The organism is Proteus sp. CD3 (assembly GCF_008808075.1).
GTDB lineage: Bacteria > Pseudomonadota > Gammaproteobacteria > Enterobacterales > Enterobacteriaceae > Proteus > Proteus appendicitidis.
Window position 1 is genome coordinate 1,682,441 of the sequence record NZ_CP019686.1, and the last position, 23,749, is coordinate 1,706,189.

Consider the following 23,749-nt stretch of genomic DNA (forward strand, 5'->3'; position numbering starts at 1 on the left):
CTTACTGATTAATCTTATGAAAAATAAGTGTTTTTATTGATATCAGGTGCGTTAATTAGCACGAAAAGAGAGAGAATAAAAAAGATTATATTTACCAAAACCATTATTCTAGGTTGTTTTTACCGTTATTTTGCATTTATCTCCACACCAGAGATGGAGTTACGCCATTTTGCTCAAAATGAGATTATTGCAACTGAAGATTACATTGATAATAGTGATGAACATCACCCTGAGCGAATTGCATATCATGCACAAGCGACTTTTTATGATAATTTTACGCAAACAGGTAAACTAATAATAAAATGGGTTACTGTTGGTGTGACATCGTCATCTTTATTATGTGAATGAGTTGCACAAGAGCTTGTTTACGAAAAGCGGAACCTCTATTAACGCCTTATTGCGTACCACGATTCAGCTAGAGAACCATTATGGATGCACAACTGTATAAAGAATTTAAAATAGTAGAAAAAGCCTTTTGGTCAGAAATTTGTGAAAATAATATTCGTATTGGTGATCATACTCACTGCTTTATGACACCAATGGATGCTGCCATTTTTAACTTTATTTATTTGCGCCAAGGCGCAACAGAAAGTTCATTCCAGCAAGCCAGTACCCTTTTCACTTCGCAGAAAAAAAATCATATTTTGGTATTACCAGAGTCATTATTGCCTGAATTTGAAGAAATAATAAAAAATGCAGGTTATACCGGTGATGGCATGACAACCGCAATGTATTTAACATTATCTGACGCGGTATTCCCATCTTACAGAAATAATCCTTGCGATATTATTTTAACCAATCACAACCTTGAACAGTGGGCGCATCCATTAAAAACGGCGTTTCCTGTGGGAGATGATAGTGATGATACGATTGTTAATGAATATATTCGTTATCACCAAAAAGCATTAGATAATGGCGCAGCTATTTTCCATTACGCGTTATTAGTTGATGGTCAGCCAGTCTCTTCATTAACGTTAACAATACACGATAAATTAGCGCGTTTTGATGATATTGGGACAGATATTGCCTATCAAGGTAATGGTTATGCAACACATTTGATTAAGCATGTTTTAGAGTTTTGCCGTGAACAAGGCGTTGAACGTTGCTTCTTAGATGCTTCAGCAGATGGTTTAGCGTTATACCGTAAGTTTGGTTTTAAATCGCTCTTTAACTACCTCAGTTTTATTAAAGAATAAAAGCAGTTTTATGAATAGGCTCCATCATGTTTGTAGAGCCTATTTTTTTAAATATTAATAAAGACTAAGTCTTTTTTCAGCGTTTTGTTTATCTTTATCGCTAATTTGTCTTATCACACGACAAGGATTTCCAACAGCAACGCAATTAGCCGGAATAGATTTTGTTACTACACTGCCCGCACCTATAACGCAATTATCACCAATAGTCACACCAGGTAAAATAATACACCCCGCACCTAACCACACCGAATTACCGATAGTAATCGGTAATGCATATTCGAATTCACTGTTACGTATTTCAGGATCAATCGGATGAGTTGCAGTTAAAATGCTGACATTTGGCGCACACATCACATTGTGTCCAATTTTCACAGGGGCGCAATCTAAGATAGTTAAATTAAAATTAGCGTAAAATGCTTCACCAATTTCAATTAACTGACCATAGTCACAATGAAATGGCGGCTCTATAGTAAAATTATTGCCTGTTTTTCCTAAAAGCTGTTTTAAATATGTCTTTCTCTTTTCAACGTCAGAAGGACGCGTCATATTAAAATCATAAATAATTTCACGCGCTTTTACTCTAAGTGGCTCTAAACTATCATCTTTACTGGCATGATAAAGATGACCTGATACCATTTTTTTGTATTCTGTCATTGTGATGCTCCGAATTTTAAATAAAACAGTTTAGATAAACGTCAATATTAATTTCCTTATTCTAGCGTTAATTAACTTAAATTAGCGGTGTTTTTTAAGTCCATTAAGTGCGGCTTGATGAAATTGATCATTTAAATTAGCGGTTAAGCTTTGTGAAATAGCGGTCATTTCAGCGCCTGCTAAAGTGGGTGAACCCGTACCGAAAGGCGGACGAGGATCATATTCAATCGCTAATTCAACTAATTGAGCAAAAGGTGTGCCTAGTAATTGTTCCAATACTAATAATGAAGCATCGAATGAACCAGTTGCAGGTCCTGAAGTATAAATATTACCATCGATAACAACATCGCTTCCTTCTACTGCTATGGCTCCCATATCAGGTAACATCGGAACGACATTTGAATTACTGGTCGCTCTTTTACCTTTTAATAATCCAGCAGCACCCAAAACCAAAGAACCATAACATGTACCAATAATAAAACGCGCTTTATTACCCATTTTTGCGAAGAATGCCAATGTCTCTTTATCTTCAACAATCTCTGGTGGCACCATTCCAACTACTAATACATCAAGATCTTCTGGGCACTCATCAAAAGTCATGGTTGGCATTGTTGGCCAGCCAATATAGCCTTCAACTAACTCTTTCTTTTTCCATATAAAATAGATTTCTGCACTTGCAATAGTAAATACCGATTGAGCGCCATTAATATCCATCGGCATAAAACCGGGGCAAACAAAAATACCGACTTTGAGCGGTTTAGATTGTTGTTTACGCCCTTCTTCAACAAGCTTAATAATTGAAGGCATATTCTTTCCATACAGCATTTCATTACGGATCATTTTATTTTCCTATTTTGTACTAGTTAGTAAAATAATGACATTTGTTTTATACTGAGTAAATACATTTATTACTAAATGGTACAAAATGAAAAAGAAAGGTCGCCCTCGCCGTTACGATAGTGATGCTGCACTTGAAAAAATAATGGCATTATTTTGGCGCAAAGGATTTACAGCAACATCAATGGATGACTTAGTCATTGAAACACAAATGAATAAGCCTAGCCTTTATGCCGCATTTGGTAATAAAGCGGCCTTGTATGAGAAAGCAATTGAACGCTTTAATCATATTGCTTCTACACGTTATCGCCATGAGCTTGAGAAACAATCACTTCAAGACTGCGTGACAGAAAGAATAAAGCGCTATTTGATTTCAGCTATCCATTTTTATACTGATAGCGAAGGTTTAGCTGGCTGTATGGTACTTTCAACCGCAGTGAGTGAAGTTGAAGATCCGGCAATAAAAACAATGCTAAATCAGGTTATTAACGCACAAACTCAGCAAGTTGAAGATGCCTTGCAAGAAGCGTTAGAAGCGGGAGAATTAAAAGAAGGAACGGATATTCACGCTATTGCGTTGGGTGTGGTTGCTCTTTTACATTCAATCTCATTAAGGGCAAGAGCCGGTGCCACAGTCAATGAATTACTGCCATTTGCTGGTATTTCGCAGGCTTTACTCATGCCTTATGTATCAGATTTAAAGTAAAGGCTGTTAATACAGCCATTTTATTAAGAATAAATGCCATTAAATAGCAGTGAGCCACCCGCAAAAATCAGCATAGCATCTAATAGCCATTGAAAAAGTTTTGGTGTCAGTTTTAATACCAGTTTTTTACCAAGGTAATTTCCTACGGTTAAACCACAACCGACTAACACCCCACTAATAAAGATAAAGCTATTAACTGCACCCAGTTGGCTAAATGTTAGGGCTTTGGTGAGATAAATAACAAATGAGGCAGCCGCTTCAGTCGCAAGTAATGGCCCTAATGTCAGACCATATGCAGAAAATATGGGGATAGTTAATGGCCCAGTGGAAAACACAACTCCCGTTAAATAGCCGATAACAGCACCGGCAATAATAACTTGGGACGTTTTCATTTTGATTTGATGTTTGCGTATTAAGTGGATCACGGGGATCATCAAGATAAAAAACATTCCCATACCAATATTTAGCCATTTTTCAGACATTATCCATAATGTATTCGCACCAAGAATAACGGCTGGAATACCGGGTAAGAGATAATAAAATAGTGGTTTAAAGCGAATGCTGTGACGCCATAAATAAATACGCGATAAATTTCCCATCACTGAAGCTAATGCCATAATAGGTACGGCTTCCTTAGCACCGAACACATAGGTCAACGCGGGAATTAGTAAAATAGAAGAGCCAGTTCCTACAACGCCACTAATTACACCAGACAATACTGCCAATAAAATAACTGCGATAAAACTCATTATCATCCTTTAAGTTCAATAAGTTAAAGACGCTGTATCATACCCGCCTTCTTTATTTTTACCTGTGATAAAATGTCACGGTATTGTGAGTTTTAATCAGAAAGCCGCTTTATTTATGATAAATAAACTTTGATGAGACAATTATGATGAGAAACCTTCCACCATTACCTTCATTGCGTGCTTTCTTAGTCGCTTGCCATAGCCAAAGTTATACCGAAGCCGCACAGACATTATGTGTCACTCATGGTGCTATCAGTCGTCATATCCAAGTTATAGAAAAATGGTTTGGTGTCACCTTATTTAATAAACAAGGTCTACGCCGCGTCCCTACGCCTTATGCATTGACGTTAGCGCAAGAGTTAAGTGAGGTTTTTGATAAATTAAATGATATTGGTTTTCGTTATGGCAATGGTGGAAAAAACGATATTTTAAATATTAGTGTGCCTACAACACTTTGTTTAAAATGGCTTATTCCGCGAATGGAGGATTTTTATCTTCAATATCCTAATGCAAATATCCAAATTGCTTCTGCAAATAGCGAGCGATTTCACTTGATTAGTCATGATGATCTGATAATTCGCCCTCAACTTCAGCAACAAGAGTATTCATCTGTTGTTTTTTTAGAGGATAAACATTGTTTAATTGCTTCTGAAAAATTCTTAAAACGTTACAGTGTCACTAGCTTTGAAGATGTTTTTGACTGCCCTGTTATTGATACGCTTACTCGCCCAGGGCATTGGCAGCAATGGTTAATGGCGACTCATCTTAATACTCAGTGTTCATTTTCACGTCACTATCGCTTTGATCACTTTCATATTTCTCTTCAAGCCATTATTGAAGGATTAGGTCTCGGTATTGGCCCTGTTTCGATTTTATCGAATGAAATAAATAGCGGTACTTTAAAAGTGTTATTTCCGAATATTCAAATTGCGCCGATAAGCTACTACGCTTTAACGCCATTGGGTGTTCAAAAAACTAAAACACATCTTGATTTTGAACAATGGCTCACCCAACAAAAAAGTTAATTCCTCTAATGAAATAAGTGTTTTCTTTTCATAAAAATAGCAATTATTTTTCTATTAACTACACTTTTTAAGACGAATTTCTAGCTATTTTATTAAAAATATCTAATGGTAACCTTCTTTTTATGAATAGGTAAAAACGCTAATTGTGTTGTTTTTATAATTCGCGATCTTTCTCTACCTTCGCCAATAAATTTATTTAAATTCAATATATTAAAATCAAAAAGTAAGTATATTAACTTATATAAATTATTTTGATTTTAAATATTCTGTTATAAACACTTATTGTTTAACTTAAATTAACGTTCTATGCTGACATTTATATATAAAATTTATTAATTTATTTTGCTGGCAACTAAGGACGATAAGATGTCTGTAGCTGTGACAAAAAAAGCAATAGAAAAGCTAATCAATGGGTATGAGTCTGATCCTTTTGCACTTCTTGGTATGCATGAAACATCGGCAGGTTTAGAGGTTCGTGCTTTTTTACCAGATGCAATTGCAGTCAGTGTCATTGATAGAAAAAATGGCCGAAAAGTAGCAACACTAGAGCGTAAACATCCTAGTGGTTTTTTCTGTGGCGCTATCCCCCGACGTAAACGTCGTTTTAGTTACTGTTTAGATGTAACGTGGGAAAATGCGCAAGGTATCGTTGATGATCCCTATCAATTCGGCATTTTATTGCAAGAAATGGATATTTGGTTTTTAGCACAAGGGCATCATTCTCGCCCTTACCAATGTTTAGGTGCACACCCTGCAAAACTGGGTGATATCGATGGTATTACTTTTGCTGTATGGGCGCCCAATGCAAAAAGTGTAAGCGTTGTAGGTGATTTCTCATTCTGGGATGAACGACGTTTTCCAATGCGATTACGCCGTGAAAGTGGAATATGGGAGCTATTCCTTCCACAAGCTTCTTTAGGTGATTGTTATAAATATTCTATTCTTGATGCGAATGGTGAACGTCGATTAAAAGCCGATCCTTATGCTTTTGAAACACAAATACGCCCTGAAACTGCTTCAGTTATCAATACATTACCACCAATTAAACCCATGCCATTATCGCGTCAGCAAGCGAATCAACTTAATGCACCTATATCTATTTATGAAGTTCATTTAGGTTCATGGCGTAGACATACTGACGATCAAAGCTGGTTAAGCTATCGCGAACTAGCTGAACAGTTAATTCCATATGTTAAAGAAATGGGTTTTACTCATATTGAGTTGCTCCCTATTAATGAACATCCTTTTGATGGCTCATGGGGATATCAACCGTTAGGGTTATATTCACCCACTCGTCGATTTGGTTCCCCGATGGATTTTCGTGACTTTATTGAAGCGGCACATCAAGCAGAAATTAACGTTATTTTAGATTGGGTTCCCGGTCATTTCCCTGAAGATGATTACGGTTTACGTAATTTTGATGGCACATCACTCTATGAATATGCGGATAGACGTGAAGGTTTTCATCCCGATTGGAATACTTTGATTTATAACTATGGGCGTAATGAAGTGCTGAATTACCTTTCCGGTAATTTATTGTATTGGCATGAGCATTTTGCGCTAGATGGTTTTCGTTTCGATGCAGTTGCCTCAATGCTTTATCGTGATTACAGCAGAAAAGAAGGCGAATGGGTTCCCAATAAACACGGTGGACGTGAGAATTTAGAAGCCATTGATTTTATTCGCCATACTAACAAATTACTGGGAATAACTTGCCCTGGTACTATCACGATTGCAGAAGAATCTACTGATTTTCCGGGTGTTACCTTACCGCCTGATGATGGTGGCTTAGGTTTTAATTACAAATGGAATATGGGTTGGATGCATGACACGTTAGCTTATATGCAACGTGATCCTATCTACCGTAAATTTCACCACAATCAAATGACTTTTGGCATGCTCTATGCCTATAACGAAAACTTTGTCCTGCCCCTTTCTCACGATGAATTTGTGCATGGTAAAGGTTCGTTGATTGGTCGCATGGTGGGCGATGATTGGCAAAAATTTGCCAATTTACGTGCATATCTCGGCTTTATGTGGGCTTATCCCGGCAAAAAACTGCTATTTATGGGATGTGAGTTTGCACAATGGCGTGAATGGAATCACGACAGTAGCTTAGATTGGCATCTTCTTGAAGAGCCAAATAGCCCGCATCAAGGCGTTCAACACTTTGTACGTGATTTGAATCTTTCCTATCAAGCTAATGCTCCGCTTTATGAATGTGATTTTGAACGCGAAGGCTTTGAATGGCTTACCGTTGATGATCACGATAACTCTGTCTTTGCTTTTTGCCGTAAAGATGCGCAAGGCAATGAAATTATTATTATCAGTAATTTCACGCCTGTTGTTCATCACAATTACGTTGTCGGTGTAAATAAAGCCGGTGCTTATCAGGAAATTCTCAACAGCGATTCTGAATTTTATAACGGCAGTAATGTAGGAAATTTAGGTGAAATAACAACAACCGCAAGTACATTTAATGGCAAGCCTTATTCTTTGTCGTTGTCATTGCCTCCGCTTGCGACGCTGTATTTAAGATTGAAGGATTAATATGTCTTTAGATTATGGTCGCCCTTTTCCTATGGGCAGTCATTATGATGGCTATGGAGTAAACTTTACACTCTTTAGTGAAAATGCCACTAAAGTCATTCTTTGCCTGTTTGATAAAGCAGGTAAAGAGATCCGCTACCCGTTACCGGGTAAAACAGGCGCAATTTGGCATGGGTATTTGCCCGGTGCAGGGCCTGGCTTACATTATGGTTATCGTGTAGAAGGTGAATGGAACCCAGAGCAAGGATTGTTCTATCAACCTCAGCAACTATTATTAGATCCTTATGCAAAACAGGTGACAGGTATTATTGATAATACATTACCTTATACCTCCCCTGTTTTTAATGCATTAGAGCATGATGATAGTGCGATTACACCTAAAGCCGTTATTACAGATGATAGCGGTTGTTTTTGCCATTCTTATAAAGAAAAAGGCACTTATCAGCGTTTAAATACGCCGTGGTCAGAAACCATTATTTACGAAGGGCACGTAAAAGGGCTGACAAAATTACATCCTGAAATACCCGAAAAATTGCAGGGTACTTATGCCGCATTAGGGCATCCTGCTTTTATTTCACATCTGAAAAAATTAGGTATTACGGCATTAGAGTTATTACCTGTCCAATATCATTTAACAGAGCCACATCTTCATAAAATCGGTTTAAAAAACTATTGGGGTTATAACGTATTAGCGCCTTTTGCTTTATCGACTCAATATTATTCTAATTCAGGTCGGAATATTATTGATGAATTTCGAGAAGCTGTAAGATGCCTACATAAAGCCAATATTGAAGTGATTTTAGATGTGGTCTTTAACCATACCGCAGAATTAAGTGATCAATTCGATGGTTATATTGTTTCGCAACGCGGTATTGATAACCAAAGCTATTATTGGCTAAACGACGAAAATAAAGCTCAAAATTGGACGGGTTGTGGTAATACGCTCAATTTAAGTCGCCCTGAAACAGTACAGTGGGTTATGGATTGCCTGCGTTATTGGGTGACAGAATTTCATATTGATGGTTTTCGTTTTGATTTAGCGACAAGTCTTGGTCGAGTTCCTTATTTTGATACTCAATCACCACTACTGACAGCGATACGCCAAGATCCGCTGCTTTCCCGTATCAAACTTATCGCAGAGCCGTGGGACTTAGGCTCTGATGGTTATCAAGTTGGCAATTTCCCTGTTCCATTTACAGAATGGAATGATGGTTATCGCGATGTTATTCGTCGTTTTTGGCTATGGCGTGATGTGGCTATTGCAACATTTGCAGACCATATTACTGGCTCTGCAAAGCTGTATCGCAAAAACGGCAGACCTCCCTATTCTAGCGTCAATATGATAACTAGCCATGACGGCTTTACACTACGGGATTTAGTGAGTTATCAAAATAAACATAACGAGGAGAATGGAGAATCAAACCTAGATGGACATAACACCAATTACAGTGTGAATTTTGGTGAAGAAGGTTTGATAGTTAACGAAAAAATAACTCAATACAGATTGCTTGCAACAAGGAACATGCTAGCAACTTTACTGCTTTCTAGAGGAACACCTCATTTACTCGCCGGTGATGAAGTGGGTAATACGCAATATGGTAATAACAACGCTTATTGTCAGGATAATAAAGTCAGTTGGATCAAATGGTTTCAACAGCCTTACAACTTAACTGATTACATTCGCCACCTTATTGAATTACGTCACCAAATTACACCTTTAAGTTCGCTTAAATGGTGGGAAGAAGATAGCCAAAATATCATTTGGTTAAATCAAAATGCTCAACCTATGAGTAATGAAGAATGGCAACAACTTCCCCCTTCACCATTACAACTTCTTTTAGCGCAACAATGGATCTTAATGTTTAACCCATTAAGAAACAGCACTGTTTTTTCTTTACCTGAAGGGGCTTGGTCTTGCTTGCTTGATACAGCTATCTGGCCGGACTGTCACCCAACACAATCTCAGCATTGTGAAGTACAACCTAACAGTATCACCCTTTGGCGAAATAGCGTTTTTTATACTCAGTCTTCTACTGAAAAATTACCCATTATTTCCTCCCAAGTTAAGTAATTTGATTGGAGTGCTATAACTATGATGACAACAGAACAAGGCCAAAAATTAATGTTGGCACAACAACTTCCTAAAGAGGCAATTGCACTCGTTTTAGCGGGAGGTCGTGGTACACGCTTAAAAGCATTGACTTCAAAACGTGCAAAACCGGCGGTTTTCTTTGGTGGGAAATTTCGAATTATCGACTTTACGCTATCAAACTGTCTTAACTCAGGGATCCGTCGTATTGGTGTAATCACCCAATATCAGTCGCACTCTTTAGTTCAACATATTCAGCGAGGTTGGTCATTCTTCAACGAAGATATGAATGAATTCGTTGATTTATTACCGGCTCAGCAACGCCGTAATACCGAACATTGGTATATGGGCACAGCAGATGCTATCTATCAAAACCTCGATATACTTCGTAGCTACAAAGCAAAATATGTGGTGATTTTAGCTGGTGACCATATTTATAAAATGAATTATGCACGTTTATTGCTTGATCACGTTGAAAACAAATCAAAATTTACCGTGGCTTGTATTCGTGTTCCTAAAGAAGATGCATTCCAATTTGGTATTATGGATATCGATGAAAATCGTAAAGTGCTCAATTTCTTAGAAAAACCATCAAACCCGCCTTGTATTCCTGATGATCCTGAGCACGCATTAGCAAGTATGGGTATTTATGTGGTTGATAGAGATTATCTTTTTGATTTATTAGAAGAAGATAGCCGTGATCCAAATTCACATCATGATTTTGGCCAAGATATCATTCCTAAAATCACCGAACGCGGTGATGTTCTTGCTCACCCATTTGAACTCTCTTGTGTCAGTTCCGATCCTTCAGTACCACCTTACTGGCGCGATGTAGGAACCATTGAAGCATATTGGTCTGCTAACCTCGATTTAGCCTCTGTAACACCAGAACTTGATATGTATGCGAAAGATTGGCCAATCCGCACCTTTATGACACCTTTGCCGCCAGCCAAATTTGTTCAAGATAATCATGGTGAACATGGACAAATGATGAACTCATTGATTGCTGATGGTTGTATTATCAATGGTTCAACGCTCTATTCATCTATCCTATTCCCATTAGTTCGCGTTGAATCTTTCTGCCATATTGAAGACTCTGTGATTTTACCTGATGTAACGGTGAGCCATCATTGCTACTTAAAACGCTGTATTATTGAACGTAGCTGTACTATTCCTGAAGGTACTGTTATTGGGATGAATGCAGAAGAAGATGCAGCACGTTTCCACCGCACTGAAGAAGGTATCGTGCTTGTAACAAGAGAAATGCTTGAGCAATTAGCACGTAAAGAAAATCCAACTGAAACAACGGCGGAACAAAAGCCTCAAAATGAGGAGGCATTTTCGTGAATGTTCTTCACTGTTGTTCTGAATTATTCCCCCTGCTAAAAACAGGGGGATTAGCTGATGTTATGGGATCTTTGCCTTTAGCTCAGAAAAAAATAGGTTTAGATGCGCGGGTTGTTATTCCCGCGTTTCCTGCTATCAAAGATAATATTCCCGATCTCAAATTAGTGACTAATATCGATACGTTTGCAGGTCATGTTTCGCTGCTTTACGGACAATACCAAGGTGTTGATATTTATCTTATTGATGCACCTCACCTTTATCAACGTACAGGTAGCCCTTATCACGATCAACATCAACATCCTTATGGTGATAATGTTTTTCGTTTTGCCCTATTAGGCTGGGTGGCAAGCGAGCTATCAGCGGGATTAGATCCTTTATGGCGGGCTGATGTTGTTCACGCTCATGATTGGCACGCAGGGCTGGCTTGTGCTTATCTCGCGGTTAAACATTACAGCGCGAAATCTGTTTTTACTGTTCATAATCTGGCTTATAAAGGTGAATTTTCACCCTACCATCTGCATCAACTTGAATTACCTGATTACAGTTTTTCAATTAATGGGCTGGAATATTACGGACAAATTTCATTCTTAAAAGCGGGTCTCTTTTATGCCAACCACATTACGACAGTCAGCCCCACTTATGCCAAAGAGATAACCACTCACGAGTTTGGTTACGGTTTAGAGGGATTATTACGCCAACGCGCTGATGAACAGCGATTAAGTGGCATCTTAAATGGTATTGATGAGGCAGTTTGGGCGCCAGCAACAGATAGCTTAATTACACGTCGTTATGATGTTAAAAACCTGAATAAGCGTTTAGAAAACAAAGCGGCATTACAGAAAAAATGTGGTTTACCTGTCAATAATAACGCCCCTCTTTTTGCAGCGGTAAGTCGTTTAACTTCGCAAAAAGGGTTGGATTTAGTTATTGAAACGCTCCCAGATATCGTTGAACAAGGTGGTCAGTTTGTTTTATTAGGTACTGGCGATAGTCACCTTGAAGCGGCATTTTTACATACACAACAACAGTATCCGCAAAATGTGGCTGTGAATATTGGCTATGATGAAAGTTTTTCACACCAAGTTGTCGCTGGTGCTGATGTGATTATGGTACCGAGTCGTTTTGAACCTTGTGGGTTAACTCAGTTATATGGTTTGAAATATGGCGCGTTACCTTTAGTAAGGCACACCGGTGGATTAGCCGATACGGTTAATGATTGTTCATTAGAAAATTTAGCGCATCATCAAGCTACGGGGTTTGTGTTCTATGAAGCGACTCCAGACTCTCTGCGCCAAGCGATAAATCGAGCCTTTACCTTATGGAGTATGCCTAAACAGTGGCAACAAGTTCAAACTGATGGCATGAATCAAACTATTTTTAGTTGGGAAACCGCTGCAAAAACGTATGCGACACTGTATCAAAATTTATAGACATGAAGTCTATTTGAACTCATGGATAACAAAAAGAGATTTATAATGAAAAATTTATGTGAATTTGATTATCTATCACCCGATAAGGATATTGAATCATTAAAGCGTTCCATTGTTTATAAACTTATGTTTATCGTGGGTACGTCGCCAAAATATGCAACACCAACAGATTGGTTAAATGCAACTTCTTACGCTATTAGAGACCGCTTAGTCGAGCGTTGGTTAAAATCAACCAAAGCGGAGCTTTCACCGAAAGTAAAACAAGTTTATTACATTTCGATGGAGTTTCTTATGGGGCGTTTTTTAACCAACGCCATGCTCTCTTTAGGTGTTTATCACGAAGTCAAAGAGGCGTTAAAAGAGTTAGGCCTTGATCTTGAAAAGCAAATCGAACTAGAGCCAGATCCGGGTTTAGGTAATGGGGGTTTAGGTCGTTTGGCGGCTTGCTTCCTTGATTCTTGTGCCACATTAGGTTATCCCGTTACAGGTTATGGTATTCGTTATGAATACGGAATGTTCCGCCAACAAATTCAAAATGGCGAACAACATGAAGTTGCGGATAACTGGCTTGAAAAAGGTAATCCTTGGGAATTTCCTCGCCATGATCTGCAATTTGAAGTGGATTTTGGCGGACGTTTACAACAAGAAGGTGAGAAAAATTATTGGGTTGATACCTTTAATGTTATGGCTCAACCTTATGACTCTATTGTTCCGGGTTATAACACACAAGCAACAGATACCATTCGTTTATGGTCAGCCAAATCAAATGTGGCATTTAACTTAGGTAAATTTAATAAAGGTGAATATTTAGAGGCAACAGAAGCAAAAGATCGCTCTGAAAATATCTCTCGTATTCTCTACCCTGATGATTCAACAACGTCAGGTAAAATGTTGCGTTTGCAGCAAGAGTATTTCTTAGTGAGTGCTTCTGTTCAAGATATTTTGCAACGTCATTATCATCTGCATCAACGCTTTGATAATCTAAAAGATTTTATTGCAATTCATCTTAATGATACTCACCCTGTTCTTGCTATTCCTGAGTTAATGCGCCAGTTAATTGATAAGCATGGATTTAGCTGGGATGAGGCATGGGAACAAACGATTCATATATTTTCATACACCAACCATACATTAATGGGTGAAGCATTAGAAACTTGGCCTGTTGATATGTTAGGTCGTTCTCTTCCTCGCCATTTACAAATCATTTTCCAAATCAATGATAAATTCTTGAAACAAGTTAGAGCGCAATTCCCGAACGATAACGACTTATTACGTCGTGTTTCAATTATCGATGAAGAGAATGGTCGTAATGTTCGTATGGCATGGCTAGCAGTTATTATTAGTCATCAGGTTAATGGTGTTTCTGAACTTCATAGTCAATTAATGGTGCAATCTTTATTTGCTGATTTTGCGATGATCTACCCTAAGAAATTCTGCAATATTACCAATGGGATCACACCTCGTCGTTGGTTGGCATTAGCAAACCCTTCTCTCTCTAAAGTTATTGATAGCTATATTGGTACAAATTGGCGAACTAATTTAGAACAATTGGGTGAATTAATGTCATTGGTAAAAGATAAAAATTTCTTGTACCAACTAAAAGATTCAAAACATATCAATAAACAAAATCTTGCTCAGCTCATTAAGGAAGATTTAAATATTGATATTAACCCTAATGCACTGTTTGATGTGCAAATCAAACGTATTCACGAATATAAACGTCAACTTCTCAATGTGTTAGGCATTATCACTCGTTATAATCGTATTTTAGAAAATCCAAACAAAAACTGGGTACCTCGCGTCTTTATTTTTGGCGGTAAGGCAGCATCAGCCTATTATAATGCGAAGAAAATTATCAATCTTATCAATGACATTGCCTGTAAGATTAATAGTGACGAGCGTATTAAAGATAAACTAAAAGTGATTTTTATTCCTAATTACGGCGTAAGTTTAGCGCAACATATTATCCCTGCGGCAGATTTATCTGAGCAAATATCATTAGCAGGAACAGAAGCTTCTGGCACAGGAAATATGAAGTTTGCTCTAAATGGTGCATTAACCATCGGTACACTTGATGGTGCTAATATTGAAATTGGTGAACATGTCGGTTTCGATAATATGTTTATCTTTGGTCACAATGCACAAGAAGTGGCGGAATTAAGACAGCGTTATTCCCCTCGTCGTTATTACGATGAAGATGTTGAGTTACATACTGCGCTTAATCAAATTGCTAATGGTTTCTTTAATCCAACTGATCCTGATAAGTACAAATCTATTTTCGATAGCTTAATTGAGTTTGGCGATCATTATCAGGTATTAGCCGATTACCGTAGTTATGTTGATACTCAAGATAGTGTTGATGTTCTCTATCAAGATGAAGATGCTTGGTTGAAAAAATCGGCATTAAATATCTGCCAGATGGGTTATTTTTCTGCGGATCGTGCGGTAACAGAATATATGCAACGAATTTGGAAAGCTTCTGCGATTACATTGTAAAAACGAAGCTAAATTTCTAAGGACAGAACAGTAACCGCGCTTAATCGCGCGGTTTTTGCTTTTATTGTTCAGGGCTGAGTCACATTAGATTTTAATACGATAAGCGCAACGTCTGGCACCTTCTAAGATATATTCAACACGTTGTAGTTCTACCCCAAGTGTTTCAGAAAATAGCTCTTTTTCCGTATTACAAAAACCTTGGCACACTTTTGCTGCTGCACAAATTGGACAATGATCTTCAATAAAAAGATATTCGTTATCTTTTACTTGCCTCCAGTGTGCCATATAGCCTTCTTGGCTACGTAGTGTGGCTAAAATATCTAAACGTTCTGTGAGTTCATCCGCATCTTTTATTGCTTGTGTGTAGCGCTCATAGCTTTGTTTTTTTCGTGCTAAAACAATTTTTTCGATAGCACTTTCACCCAATTCTTCACGTATAGTCAGTAAAATTTGCGCAGTTAATTCAGCATGAGTATCTGGAAATTGTTTCTGCCCTAATTCGGTTAAATGCCAATATTGAATAGGTCTTCCAACACCTTTTGGCTCAGTTATCGCCTCAACAAATCCTGCATTAGCCAGTTTTACAAATTGTTGTCTTGCTGCTTCACCACTTGTACCAAGACGTTGTCCAATTTCACTTGCTTGCATAGGTCCATGTTTTTTAATTAAAAATAGAATTTTATCGCCAACAGTTCGTTGTGCAGGATAATTATATTCCAAGTTTTTTCTTGACATATTAAGCGTCTCAGTATCTATTTATCCAAGTTTTATCTTGGTAATTTAACGAAGCTATGTCGTAATAGCAATGAAAGAAGGATATTTTTTCTCATGCACCCAAATAATAATAGCCAATGGCGTGATCTCTTTTCAGGGCGGAATGGTGCAATTTCCTTTGCCCTCTCTTTTGGTGTCGTGATCCACGCGATTAATATTTTAATGGCAACGACTATTTTGCCTTCTGTTGTAACAGATATTGGTGGAATGGGATTATATGCATGGAATACCACGTTATTTGTAGCAGCTTCAATTATTGGCTCTGTATTGTCTGCTCGCTTACTCAATTTATTAGGTGCTAAAGGTGCGTATTTAGCTGGTACAGTATTATTTTTTATTGGTAGTTTGTTGTGTGCAATTGCACCTAAAATGGAAGTGATGCTTATTGGTCGATTTGTTCAAGGTCTTGGTGGGGGGCTTTTATTTGCGCTTTCTTATGCCATGGTGAATATCGTTTACGATCAAGCATTATGGCCAAGAGCAATGGCATTAATTTCAGGCATGTGGGGTGTTGCTACCTTAATTGGCCCTGCTATTGGTGGAATATTTGCTCAATTAGATGCTTGGCGTTATGCCTTTGGTATTATGTTACCTATCATGCTTTTTTATGGTATTTATCTGTGGTTTATTTTACCCAAAAATAGCAGTGACGCGCCAAAATCAACCTCACAAAGCCTGCCTTATCTTCAGCTGATCATTTTAACAGTCGCTGTTTTGCTGATTTCATCGGGTAGCCTTTCGTCCTCACTTACCATTAATTTGCTTAGTATCGTGGCTGTATTTGGTTTAATTGGTGTACTTATTTTCTGCGAAAAACGTTTTACCGTTCGGCTATTACCTACCAATACATTTAAAGGGCTATCTTTACACGCACTTTTGTATTTAACTATTTCGCTATTAGCCATCGGTATGACTTGTGAGATCTTTGTCCCTTATTATCTACAAAGTTTACATATGCAAACGCCTTTAGCTTCTGGCTATATGAGTGCATTAATGGCATTAGGCTGGACAGTTGCTGAAGTCATTAGTGCAAGTTGGCAAGGTGCTAAAATGCGTTTTAGTATTTTAAGTGGCCCTATTATTGTTTTTATCGGTTTAGTCGTATTGGCTTTTGTTATTCCTAATCCACTGTTGCAATCAGAAAATGCAATGAGTCTTTTTATTATTTTATTTGCTTTGTTCTTAGTGGGCTATGGTATTGGTTTTGGTTGGCCTCACCTATTAACACGTATATTGCAAGCCGCTTCCACACAAGATAAAGATATTGCGGGTGCCTCAATTACTACCGTACAACTGTTTGCAACCGCACTAGGTTCTGCACTTGCAGGCATGATAGTTAATTTAAATGGTTTTAATAGTGGTACTCCTGAAGGGCTTTCTTCTTCTGCATCTGCCCTCTTCTTATTTTTAGCATTAGCGCCATTAATAGCGATTTATACCGCGTGGAAAATAACACGTTGTTCTTATTAAATCTTATATTTAATATCATATAAAAGACAAAAAGAGGTGATATATTTTCACCTCTTTTTTATTAGATTCATTGGTTTTATTTATAAAAGATTTTATTCTTTATTCTGTCAAAATTTCTTTTATTTAGCACACCTAAAAATGAATTAGCGCATCCTTTTCTTTATCCTAGATTTACACTCGCTTTTAGCAAAAAACAAACTATTGATCTAAAGTTAGACATTATGTATAAATGAATGTACATTTTATCTAACTTAAGTGAAATAGGAAAATACAATGACCTCACATCTTATCCAACAAAATATTGAAGCACTCTCTTCACCTGGTGGGCATTACTCTCATGTCGTTACTGCAAATAATATGTCGTTTGTTTCTGGATTATTGCCATTAGATAAACAAGGTAAACCTTTAGCAGACAAGCCCGTTGAAGTCCAAATCACACAAGTCCTTGAAAATTTAACTGCTTGTCTTCTCGGAATTAATGCAAAGAAAACCGATATTGCTCAAGTTAAAGTCTATGTGACTGATATTAATGAATGGCCTATCGTTAATGAGTTATATGCAAAATGGATTGGCGAGCATAGACCAGCAAGATTAGTGGCGGGTGTAAAAGAGCTACATTTTGGGAGTAAAATTGAAATTGAAGCCGTTGTTATTAAGGAATAATCTTATGAATAAGTTACTTGCTCCTACTTATAAAGATGTTGCTGACGCTCATCAACGTATTCTGCCGTATCTTAATAAAACACCGGTTTTAACCTCTCGCACTATTAATGAGCTGACAGGGGCGCAATTTTATTTTAAATGTGAAAACTTTCAGCGAATGGGCGCATTTAAATTTCGTGGTGCGATGAATGCCTTATCTCAATTTACCGCAGAACAACGTAAAAAGGGTGTCGTGACTTTCTCATCAGGCAATCATGCGCAAGCTATAGCTTTATCGGCAAAGCTATTAGGTATTCCTGCAACTATTATCATGCCTGAAGATGCACCAAAGGCAAAAATGGAAGCCACAAAAGGCTATGGTGGTCGCGTGATCAGCTATAACCGTTATACAGAAGATCGTGAAGAAATTGGGCAACAACTTGCACAAAAAGAAGGTCTAACATTAATTCAACCTTACGATCATCCTCATATTATTGCCGGGCAAGGTACTGCCGCAAAAGAGTTGTTTGATGAAGTTGGTGCATTAGATATGCTATTTGTTCCATTAGGTGGTGGTGGATTACTTTCCGGCTCTTTATTATCAACCAAAGCCCTCTCACCATATTGTAAAATATTTGGCGTAGAGCCTTTAGCCGGAAATGACGGGCAACAATCATTACGCAAAGGCGAAATCATTCATATTGATACACCGAAAACAATTGCAGATGGCGCACAAACTCAGCACTTAGGCAATTATACTTTTGATATTATTCGTAACAATGTGAACGATATTTTAACGGCGACAGATGAAGAATTAATTTTGGCTATGCAGTTTTATGCTCAGCGAATGAAAATAATTGTAGAGCCAACGGGCTGTTTAAGTTTAGCGGCTGCTCGTCAATTTGGTGATAAATTAAAAGGTAAGAAAATAGGGATTATTATCAGCGGTGGTAATGTTGATATCGTGCAATATGGTCACTTTTTAGCACAATAAACCATGACATCTTATGCATTGTCTAATATGAACATGCTCTAATATGAAAAAAAGCAGTATAGAAAAACCTATACTGCTTAAAAGGATCAACATACAGCCAATCAACTAAAATAACGGGGACATTTGTTTAACCACTTATTAGTTAAGTGAAAAAGTAATACCTACTTCTTTACATAATTGAGTTAGATTTTCTTTTAATTGTTGATTTTCTTCAGGCAATAAATCAAGTTGCGGCAAACGCATATGTCCGCCTTCTAAACCACGCATGGTTAATGCCGATTTAAATATTGCCATATTCGCGCCAGACTTAAGTGCATCACTAAATTTCACACAAAATTGTTGCCAGTATTTCGCTTCTTGGTAATGACCTGCGATATAAGCTTTATACATATTCACAAATGGCTCAGGGAATACACAAGCACAACCTGAAACCGTACCGTCACAGCCTGCATCTAATAAGCCTAGGAATAATTTATCGTAACCATGAAGGACTGAAAAACCCTCTTCAACCGCAAGATAACTTAATGTTGTATTGTTATCAGCAAAACTGTATTTAATACCAATTACATTTTTACACTGTTGTTGTACTTTGGCCGCTAATTCAGGCTTGATATTATTTGCAGCACATTGTGGAATGTTATACAGATAAACAGGGAAATTATCCGGCACACTATTTGCCACGGTCACAAAATAGTTTTCTAATTCTCTGTCTGTCGCACCAAAAAATTGTGGTGTCACCACACCAATACCATCGGCACCAATTTCAACGGCATGTTTGGCTAATTCAATGGTTTCAGTTAATGTCATTGCACCAACATGAATAAAGACCGGTAAACGCTTATTTGCTGTTTCAACAACGGTTTTAGCAACATTTTTACGTTCTGATGCAGATAAACGCAACATCTCACCCGTTGTACCACAAGGATAAAGGCAATCAACGCCTTTGGTTACGAGCATTTCAGTTAATGCAGATAACGCTTTAATATCTACTTGATCGTGCGAATCAAACGGAGTAACCATTGCCACTGTAACGCCAAATAATTTTTTCATATAAAGACCTTTATTAAATCAGATTGCTTCAACAATAACTTTAATTGCCAACATACCCGGATCATCTAAACCAATAGATTTTTCTGGGAACATACGAGCGCGACCTAATAAATTAGGTTTTTGGCGAAATTCATTAAGCGTACTATCGACGCTTTGTAAGGCTGCTGCTTTTAGATTATCGATAGCTAAAGTTGGTTTTAGCGCTTCAGATAAATGGTAAAGAATATCGAGTACGGATTTTTGCCCTAATTCCCCTTTTCCTCTCGCCATCATGCTTTGGTATGCAATAGTTAATAGCGGTGAAATGTCAGAAGGCGAGATTTCTTGAAGTTGATTCTCTTTGCAGTATTTTGCCATTGCCATAAAAGCCGTAGCTTGCAATGTACCAAAAGAAGAAGCACAGGCTTTTTGTAATGATTTACTGCATTGAAAAAGTACTTTGCTGAGATCATCAGACCAATCTTGTGAATCGTCCGCAATTTGTCGCCAGCCTTTTTGCATCGTGATCCCGAGATCCCCATCACCTAGACGACTATCTGCTTCACACAGCATTGATTGAGATTGCTCACAAGCGATAGCGATATGGCTCACCGCTTGTTTGAGCATATCAAGTGTAATATTCATCGCTATACCCTCCAGAATGCACAATGAGCGGGTGCATTCATCAAGGCTTCTAGCTCTTCATCTAATTTACACAATGTTAAACTTGCCCCAGTCATTTCCATGGATGTGGCATAACGACCGACTAATGGATGTACAATTGTTGCACCCGTTTTATCAATCAGTTGTGCAATTTTGTTGTACAGAATATAAAGCTCTTCTAATGGCGTTGCGCCTAAAGAGTTAACTAATACAGAGACTTTATCACCTATTTTTAATGATAATTCTGCCTGTAAGCGATCAAACATCTCTTGTGCAATATCATCTGCGCTGCGTAATTTATCACGCCAAATTCCCGGTTCACCGTGAATACCCATCCCCATTTCCATTTCATCTTCACCGATTTCAAAAGTAGGATGTCCTACTGCGGGTAAGGTGCAAGATGTCAACGCACAACCAATGGTTCGGGTATTTTCCATGGTTTTTTGAGCAATACGCGTAACTTCATCAAGTGTTGCTCCTTCTTCAGCTTTGGCACCCGCCATTTTAAAACCATAGATCATCCCAGCAACACCACGACGTTTGTGTGCTTCTTCTGGTTTTGCTGAAGCCACATCATCAGCGGCTAAAACGGTTGTACAACGAATATCATCTTCAAAATCGACCGTTTCGGTCGCCATATCAAAATTCATGATATCGCCACCATAATTGCCATACAGTAACAACACACCTAAGCCATTGTTGGCTTCACGAATGGCATCTGCCATTAAATCTGCTGAAGGTGAAGCAAAAACATCGCCTACGGCAGCCGCATCTAATAAGCCCTCACCCACATATCCTGTAAATACAGGTAAGTGACCCGATCCACCTCCCGTTACAATACCCACTTTGGTCTTATTTACTTTTTTCGAACGAGCAATCAATCTTGGCTGTGGTTGACGATAAATATCACTATGAGCAAGGCATAAACCCGCTAATGTTTCATCGACATAGTTTTCTGGCTTATTTAATATTTTTTTCATGTGATCACCCGATATTTTATTTATCTGCTGATTTCTGACATCTTAAATAAACTTATTTTATTTAAGATGAGTTTTCCCTGATACTTAAAAAGTATCTTTCTATAAATAGATGTTTAGTAATAAATATTTAGTATTAGATAGATTATTTATTTAGCTTTAAATGCACCTCTAATTTGCATAACTACAATAAGTAGAAATACACTGGCTAATACCATCGAAATAGGTCTGTTAACGAAATTAATTAAGTCACCATCAGATTTCATTAAAGATGAGATTAAATTCTTTTCTAACATTGGACCTAATATCATGCCCAGAATAATGGGTGATATTGGGAATTTTCGTTCTTGAAGGAAATAACCGATAACTCCCATTACTAACATAACAACAATAGAAGACATCGTATTAGTGATTGCGTAAGAGCCGACGAGACTAAATAAGATAATTGCTGGATAAATAATCGCATTATCAATAGCAACGATCTTCTTCAATAAATTGACAACAATAAAAGCAATCGGTAATAAAATTAGATTCGCGATAAAGAAGATAATAAAGACAGCATACAATTTATCAGGGTTGAATAAAAACAGTGTTGGCCCTGGTTGCATATCTTTCATATACAATACACCGATAATAATTGCAGCGGCAGAATCGCCCGGAATACCAAATACTAGCGATGGGATCCAACTTCCGGCTAAACTTGCATTATTACTTGCTGATGCATCAACAATACCTTCTTCAGAACCATGCCCATATTTTTCTGGTGTTTTAGAGAGTTTCTTTGAAACAGCATAAGAGATCCATGCCGCAATATCGGCACCCGCGCCGGGTAACGCACCAATTAATGTGCCTATTATTCCGCTACGGAAAATACCGCCTTTACGCTGGCGAACAACACCGCCTATTCCTTTAAAAATATTGTAAGAGTTATTTTCAGCATTCATTTCACTTAGCGTGATTTGCTTTTCTTTCCAACGCTCAACGTAATATTTAATTGCACCAGAAATTGCAAATAATCCGATCATTGCTGGAATAAAACTTACACCTTGCATTAAAGAGACTTCACCGAAAGTAAAGCGTGCTTGCCCTGTAAATTCATCATAGCCAATGGTGGCTAATGCAATACCAAAGAACAGTGCTAATAAGCTTTTTCTAATATGTGAACCTGAAACAATCGTTGCACAGCTAAGCCCTATTAAAGACAGCCACATATATTCATAAGAGCTAAACTTTAAAGCAAACTCAGCCAAAATTGGCGCGGTTGACGCTAATATGATCGTGCCAATAACGCCACCAATCACAGAGCTTGTTAACGACATACCTAATACGCGGTTAGTTTTACCTTCTTTTACTAAGCTGTGTGCATCATTGGTATAAGCTGCCGATGCAGGCGTGCCCGGAATATTCAATAAAGCACCAGGAATATCACCCGCAAATATAGAAGATGCACCGACAGAAATCATTAAGGCTAATGCAGGAATAGGATCAAGAAAAAAAGTAAATGGCACCATTAATGCAATAGCCATTGTTGATGTTAATCCGGGAATAGCACCAACGAATAAGCCAAATAAACAAGCACCAATAACGACAAGTATTGTTGTGTAATCAATATAAGCAAGTGCGCTAATTAATATATCCATACTGTTGTTCTCTATTTATGAAAATAGCTGAGGTAGCGGTACTAACAGTACAGCGGTAAATAAGTAATACACACCTAACACCACACTGGCTGAAATAATAAAACTGTATATCGGTTTTGTTGTTGCATATTTCATCATTAACGGTGCTGTAATAATTAAACCCGTTAAAATAAAACCTAGATAATCTGATGCAAAAACATAAAAAAGAATAATACCAATAATTAATAAAACGAATTTTATTTCATGCCATGAAATTAATGGAATATCACTTTCTTGATTACGTGAAAATATATCTATTAATGAGAATATAATCATGCCACCGCCAATAATAGAAGGCATAAATGCGGCACCATATTCACTAAAATCACCTAATGAATACGCACTATAAACAATAAGAAATAAACCAAAGCAACAAAATATTAGCGATAGAATATGACGATTTAGCATAGGCATAAAAACGGCTGTTGTTCAGCCGTTTCCT

21 protein-coding genes are annotated in these 23,749 nt (G+C 37.7%); 12 read left to right on the forward strand and 9 right to left on the reverse strand.

The annotated features are described in order from the left end of the window. Nucleotides 1-27 precede the first annotated feature (27 nt). On the forward strand, nt 28-348 hold the full coding sequence (locus BTA34_RS07715; protein ID WP_151435149.1) for a hypothetical protein: 321 nt from the start codon (nt 28-30) through the stop codon (nt 346-348). Nucleotides 349-428: 80 nt separating this feature from the next. Next, a complete protein-coding gene (locus BTA34_RS07720) occupies nt 429-1,196 on the forward strand; it encodes a GNAT family N-acetyltransferase (protein WP_151435150.1) in 768 nt (255 codons plus the stop codon). Nucleotides 1,197-1,250: 54 nt separating this feature from the next. Here BTA34_RS07720 and BTA34_RS07725 read toward each other — a convergent pair whose 3' ends face one another. Next, nucleotides 1,251-1,850 (reverse strand): sugar O-acetyltransferase, encoded by a 600-nt coding sequence (locus tag BTA34_RS07725; RefSeq protein ID WP_151435151.1) that lies wholly within the window; start codon nt 1,848-1,850, stop codon nt 1,251-1,253. An 81-nt stretch (nt 1,851-1,931) separates the two neighbouring features. Beyond that, nucleotides 1,932-2,690: a DJ-1/PfpI family protein gene (locus tag BTA34_RS07730; RefSeq protein ID WP_151435152.1), complete on the reverse strand. Its 759-nt coding sequence runs from the start codon at nt 2,688-2,690 to the stop codon at nt 1,932-1,934. Nucleotides 2,691-2,775: 85 nt separating this feature from the next. Between BTA34_RS07730 and BTA34_RS07735 the strand changes: the two genes are divergently transcribed. Further along, complete coding sequence (locus BTA34_RS07735) at nt 2,776-3,393, forward strand: TetR/AcrR family transcriptional regulator (protein WP_151435153.1); 618 nt, start codon at nt 2,776-2,778, stop codon at nt 3,391-3,393. A gap of 23 nt (nt 3,394-3,416) precedes the next feature. Here the strand turns inward: BTA34_RS07735 and BTA34_RS07740 are convergent, their stop codons facing one another. After that, nucleotides 3,417-4,142: a sulfite exporter TauE/SafE family protein gene (locus BTA34_RS07740; RefSeq protein WP_322618353.1), complete on the reverse strand. Its 726-nt coding sequence runs from the start codon at nt 4,140-4,142 to the stop codon at nt 3,417-3,419. 143 nt (nt 4,143-4,285) lie between these two features. Between BTA34_RS07740 and BTA34_RS07745 the strand changes: the two genes are divergently transcribed. From BTA34_RS07745 to glgP, 6 genes are all read left to right on the forward strand, one after another. Then, nucleotides 4,286-5,167 carry a LysR substrate-binding domain-containing protein gene (locus tag BTA34_RS07745; RefSeq protein WP_151435155.1) on the forward strand — a complete coding sequence of 294 codons (882 nt, stop codon included), beginning with the start codon at nt 4,286-4,288 and terminating at the stop codon, nt 5,165-5,167. A gap of 366 nt (nt 5,168-5,533) precedes the next feature. Then, nucleotides 5,534-7,717, forward strand: a complete 2,184-nt coding sequence (glgB, locus tag BTA34_RS07750; RefSeq protein WP_151435156.1) for a 1,4-alpha-glucan branching protein GlgB — start codon at nt 5,534-5,536, stop codon at nt 7,715-7,717. 1 nt (nt 7,718) lies between these two features. After that, on the forward strand, nt 7,719-9,788 hold the full coding sequence (gene glgX / locus BTA34_RS07755; RefSeq protein ID WP_151435157.1) for a glycogen debranching protein GlgX: 2,070 nt from the start codon (nt 7,719-7,721) through the stop codon (nt 9,786-9,788). Between the two features lie 21 nt (nt 9,789-9,809). Then, nucleotides 9,810-11,153 carry a glucose-1-phosphate adenylyltransferase gene (gene glgC, locus BTA34_RS07760; RefSeq protein WP_151435158.1) on the forward strand — a complete coding sequence of 448 codons (1,344 nt, stop codon included), beginning with the start codon at nt 9,810-9,812 and terminating at the stop codon, nt 11,151-11,153. Next, the gene (gene glgA, locus BTA34_RS07765; RefSeq protein ID WP_151435159.1) at nt 11,150-12,583 is read left to right on the forward strand and encodes a glycogen synthase GlgA; all 1,434 of its coding nucleotides are present in this window, start codon (nt 11,150-11,152) and stop codon (nt 12,581-12,583) included. The genes glgC and glgA overlap by 4 nt, the downstream gene beginning before the upstream one ends. A 45-nt stretch (nt 12,584-12,628) precedes the next feature. Next, entirely contained in the window at nt 12,629-15,079 is a 2,451-nt protein-coding gene (glgP, locus tag BTA34_RS07770; RefSeq protein WP_151435160.1) for a glycogen/starch/alpha-glucan family phosphorylase, read from the forward strand. Nucleotides 15,080-15,163: 84 nt separating this feature from the next. Here the strand turns inward: glgP and BTA34_RS07775 are convergent, their stop codons facing one another. Next, the gene (locus tag BTA34_RS07775) at nt 15,164-15,814 is read right to left on the reverse strand and encodes a helix-turn-helix transcriptional regulator (RefSeq protein ID WP_151435161.1); all 651 of its coding nucleotides are present in this window, start codon (nt 15,812-15,814) and stop codon (nt 15,164-15,166) included. A 93-nt stretch (nt 15,815-15,907) separates the two neighbouring features. On the opposite strand from BTA34_RS07775, the gene BTA34_RS07780 reads away from it, so the two are divergent. The 3 genes from BTA34_RS07780 to BTA34_RS07790 all read left to right on the forward strand — a co-directional run bounded on the left by BTA34_RS07780 (nt 15,908) and on the right by BTA34_RS07790 (nt 18,959). Then, entirely contained in the window at nt 15,908-17,323 is a 1,416-nt protein-coding gene (locus BTA34_RS07780; RefSeq protein WP_151435162.1) for an MFS transporter, read from the forward strand. Between the two features lie 273 nt (nt 17,324-17,596). After that, a complete protein-coding gene (locus BTA34_RS07785; protein WP_151435163.1) occupies nt 17,597-17,986 on the forward strand; it encodes a RidA family protein in 390 nt (129 codons plus the stop codon). Nucleotides 17,987-17,990: 4 nt separating this feature from the next. Continuing rightward, complete coding sequence (locus BTA34_RS07790) at nt 17,991-18,959, forward strand: threo-3-hydroxy-L-aspartate ammonia-lyase (RefSeq protein WP_151435164.1); 969 nt, start codon at nt 17,991-17,993, stop codon at nt 18,957-18,959. Between the two features lie 138 nt (nt 18,960-19,097). On the opposite strand, the gene BTA34_RS07795 is transcribed toward BTA34_RS07790, so the two are convergent. From BTA34_RS07795 to BTA34_RS07815, 5 genes are all read right to left on the reverse strand, one after another. Beyond that, nucleotides 19,098-20,009: a dihydrodipicolinate synthase family protein gene (locus tag BTA34_RS07795; protein ID WP_151435165.1), complete on the reverse strand. Its 912-nt coding sequence runs from the start codon at nt 20,007-20,009 to the stop codon at nt 19,098-19,100. An 18-nt stretch (nt 20,010-20,027) separates the two neighbouring features. Beyond that, nucleotides 20,028-20,633 (reverse strand): dihydroxyacetone kinase subunit L, encoded by a 606-nt coding sequence (locus BTA34_RS07800; RefSeq protein ID WP_265576302.1) that lies wholly within the window; start codon nt 20,631-20,633, stop codon nt 20,028-20,030. Nucleotides 20,634-20,635: 2 nt separating this feature from the next. Then, nucleotides 20,636-21,631 (reverse strand): dihydroxyacetone kinase subunit DhaK, encoded by a 996-nt coding sequence (locus BTA34_RS07805; protein ID WP_151435166.1) that lies wholly within the window; start codon nt 21,629-21,631, stop codon nt 20,636-20,638. A 146-nt stretch (nt 21,632-21,777) separates the two neighbouring features. Beyond that, nucleotides 21,778-23,268 (reverse strand): tripartite tricarboxylate transporter permease, encoded by a 1,491-nt coding sequence (locus BTA34_RS07810; protein ID WP_151435167.1) that lies wholly within the window; start codon nt 23,266-23,268, stop codon nt 21,778-21,780. A gap of 15 nt (nt 23,269-23,283) precedes the next feature. Then, nucleotides 23,284-23,721, reverse strand: coding sequence for a tripartite tricarboxylate transporter TctB family protein (locus tag BTA34_RS07815; protein WP_151435168.1), 438 nt, complete (start codon nt 23,719-23,721; stop codon nt 23,284-23,286). Nucleotides 23,722-23,749: the final 28 nt, after the last annotated feature.

What these genes read in the sequence shown, in the direction of transcription:
- BTA34_RS07780 (WP_151435162.1), top strand. Translation starts at nt 15,908, where the DNA reads ATGCACCCAAATAATAATAGCCAATGGCGTGATCTCTTTTCAGGGCGG.
- glgB (WP_151435156.1), top strand. Translation starts at nt 5,534, where the DNA reads ATGTCTGTAGCTGTGACAAAAAAAGCAATAGAAAAGCTAATCAATGGG.
- BTA34_RS07805 (WP_151435166.1), bottom strand. Translation starts at nt 21,631, where the DNA reads ATGAAAAAAATATTAAATAAGCCAGAAAACTATGTCGATGAAACATTA.
- BTA34_RS07785 (WP_151435163.1), top strand. Translation starts at nt 17,597, where the DNA reads ATGACCTCACATCTTATCCAACAAAATATTGAAGCACTCTCTTCACCT.
- glgC (WP_151435158.1), top strand. Translation starts at nt 9,810, where the DNA reads ATGATGACAACAGAACAAGGCCAAAAATTAATGTTGGCACAACAACTT.
- BTA34_RS07800 (WP_265576302.1), bottom strand. Translation starts at nt 20,633, where the DNA reads ATGAATATTACACTTGATATGCTCAAACAAGCGGTGAGCCATATCGCT.
- BTA34_RS07745 (WP_151435155.1), top strand. Translation starts at nt 4,286, where the DNA reads ATGATGAGAAACCTTCCACCATTACCTTCATTGCGTGCTTTCTTAGTC.
- BTA34_RS07810 (WP_151435167.1), bottom strand. Translation starts at nt 23,268, where the DNA reads ATGGATATATTAATTAGCGCACTTGCTTATATTGATTACACAACAATA.
- BTA34_RS07815 (WP_151435168.1), bottom strand. Translation starts at nt 23,721, where the DNA reads ATGCCTATGCTAAATCGTCATATTCTATCGCTAATATTTTGTTGCTTT.
- BTA34_RS07720 (WP_151435150.1), top strand. Translation starts at nt 429, where the DNA reads ATGGATGCACAACTGTATAAAGAATTTAAAATAGTAGAAAAAGCCTTT.
- glgX (WP_151435157.1), top strand. Translation starts at nt 7,719, where the DNA reads ATGTCTTTAGATTATGGTCGCCCTTTTCCTATGGGCAGTCATTATGAT.
- BTA34_RS07735 (WP_151435153.1), top strand. Translation starts at nt 2,776, where the DNA reads ATGAAAAAGAAAGGTCGCCCTCGCCGTTACGATAGTGATGCTGCACTT.
- BTA34_RS07725 (WP_151435151.1), bottom strand. Translation starts at nt 1,850, where the DNA reads ATGACAGAATACAAAAAAATGGTATCAGGTCATCTTTATCATGCCAGT.
- BTA34_RS07790 (WP_151435164.1), top strand. Translation starts at nt 17,991, where the DNA reads ATGAATAAGTTACTTGCTCCTACTTATAAAGATGTTGCTGACGCTCAT.
- BTA34_RS07740 (WP_322618353.1), bottom strand. Translation starts at nt 4,142, where the DNA reads ATGAGTTTTATCGCAGTTATTTTATTGGCAGTATTGTCTGGTGTAATT.
- BTA34_RS07730 (WP_151435152.1), bottom strand. Translation starts at nt 2,690, where the DNA reads ATGATCCGTAATGAAATGCTGTATGGAAAGAATATGCCTTCAATTATT.
- glgP (WP_151435160.1), top strand. Translation starts at nt 12,629, where the DNA reads ATGAAAAATTTATGTGAATTTGATTATCTATCACCCGATAAGGATATT.
- BTA34_RS07775 (WP_151435161.1), bottom strand. Translation starts at nt 15,814, where the DNA reads ATGTCAAGAAAAAACTTGGAATATAATTATCCTGCACAACGAACTGTT.
- BTA34_RS07795 (WP_151435165.1), bottom strand. Translation starts at nt 20,009, where the DNA reads ATGAAAAAATTATTTGGCGTTACAGTGGCAATGGTTACTCCGTTTGAT.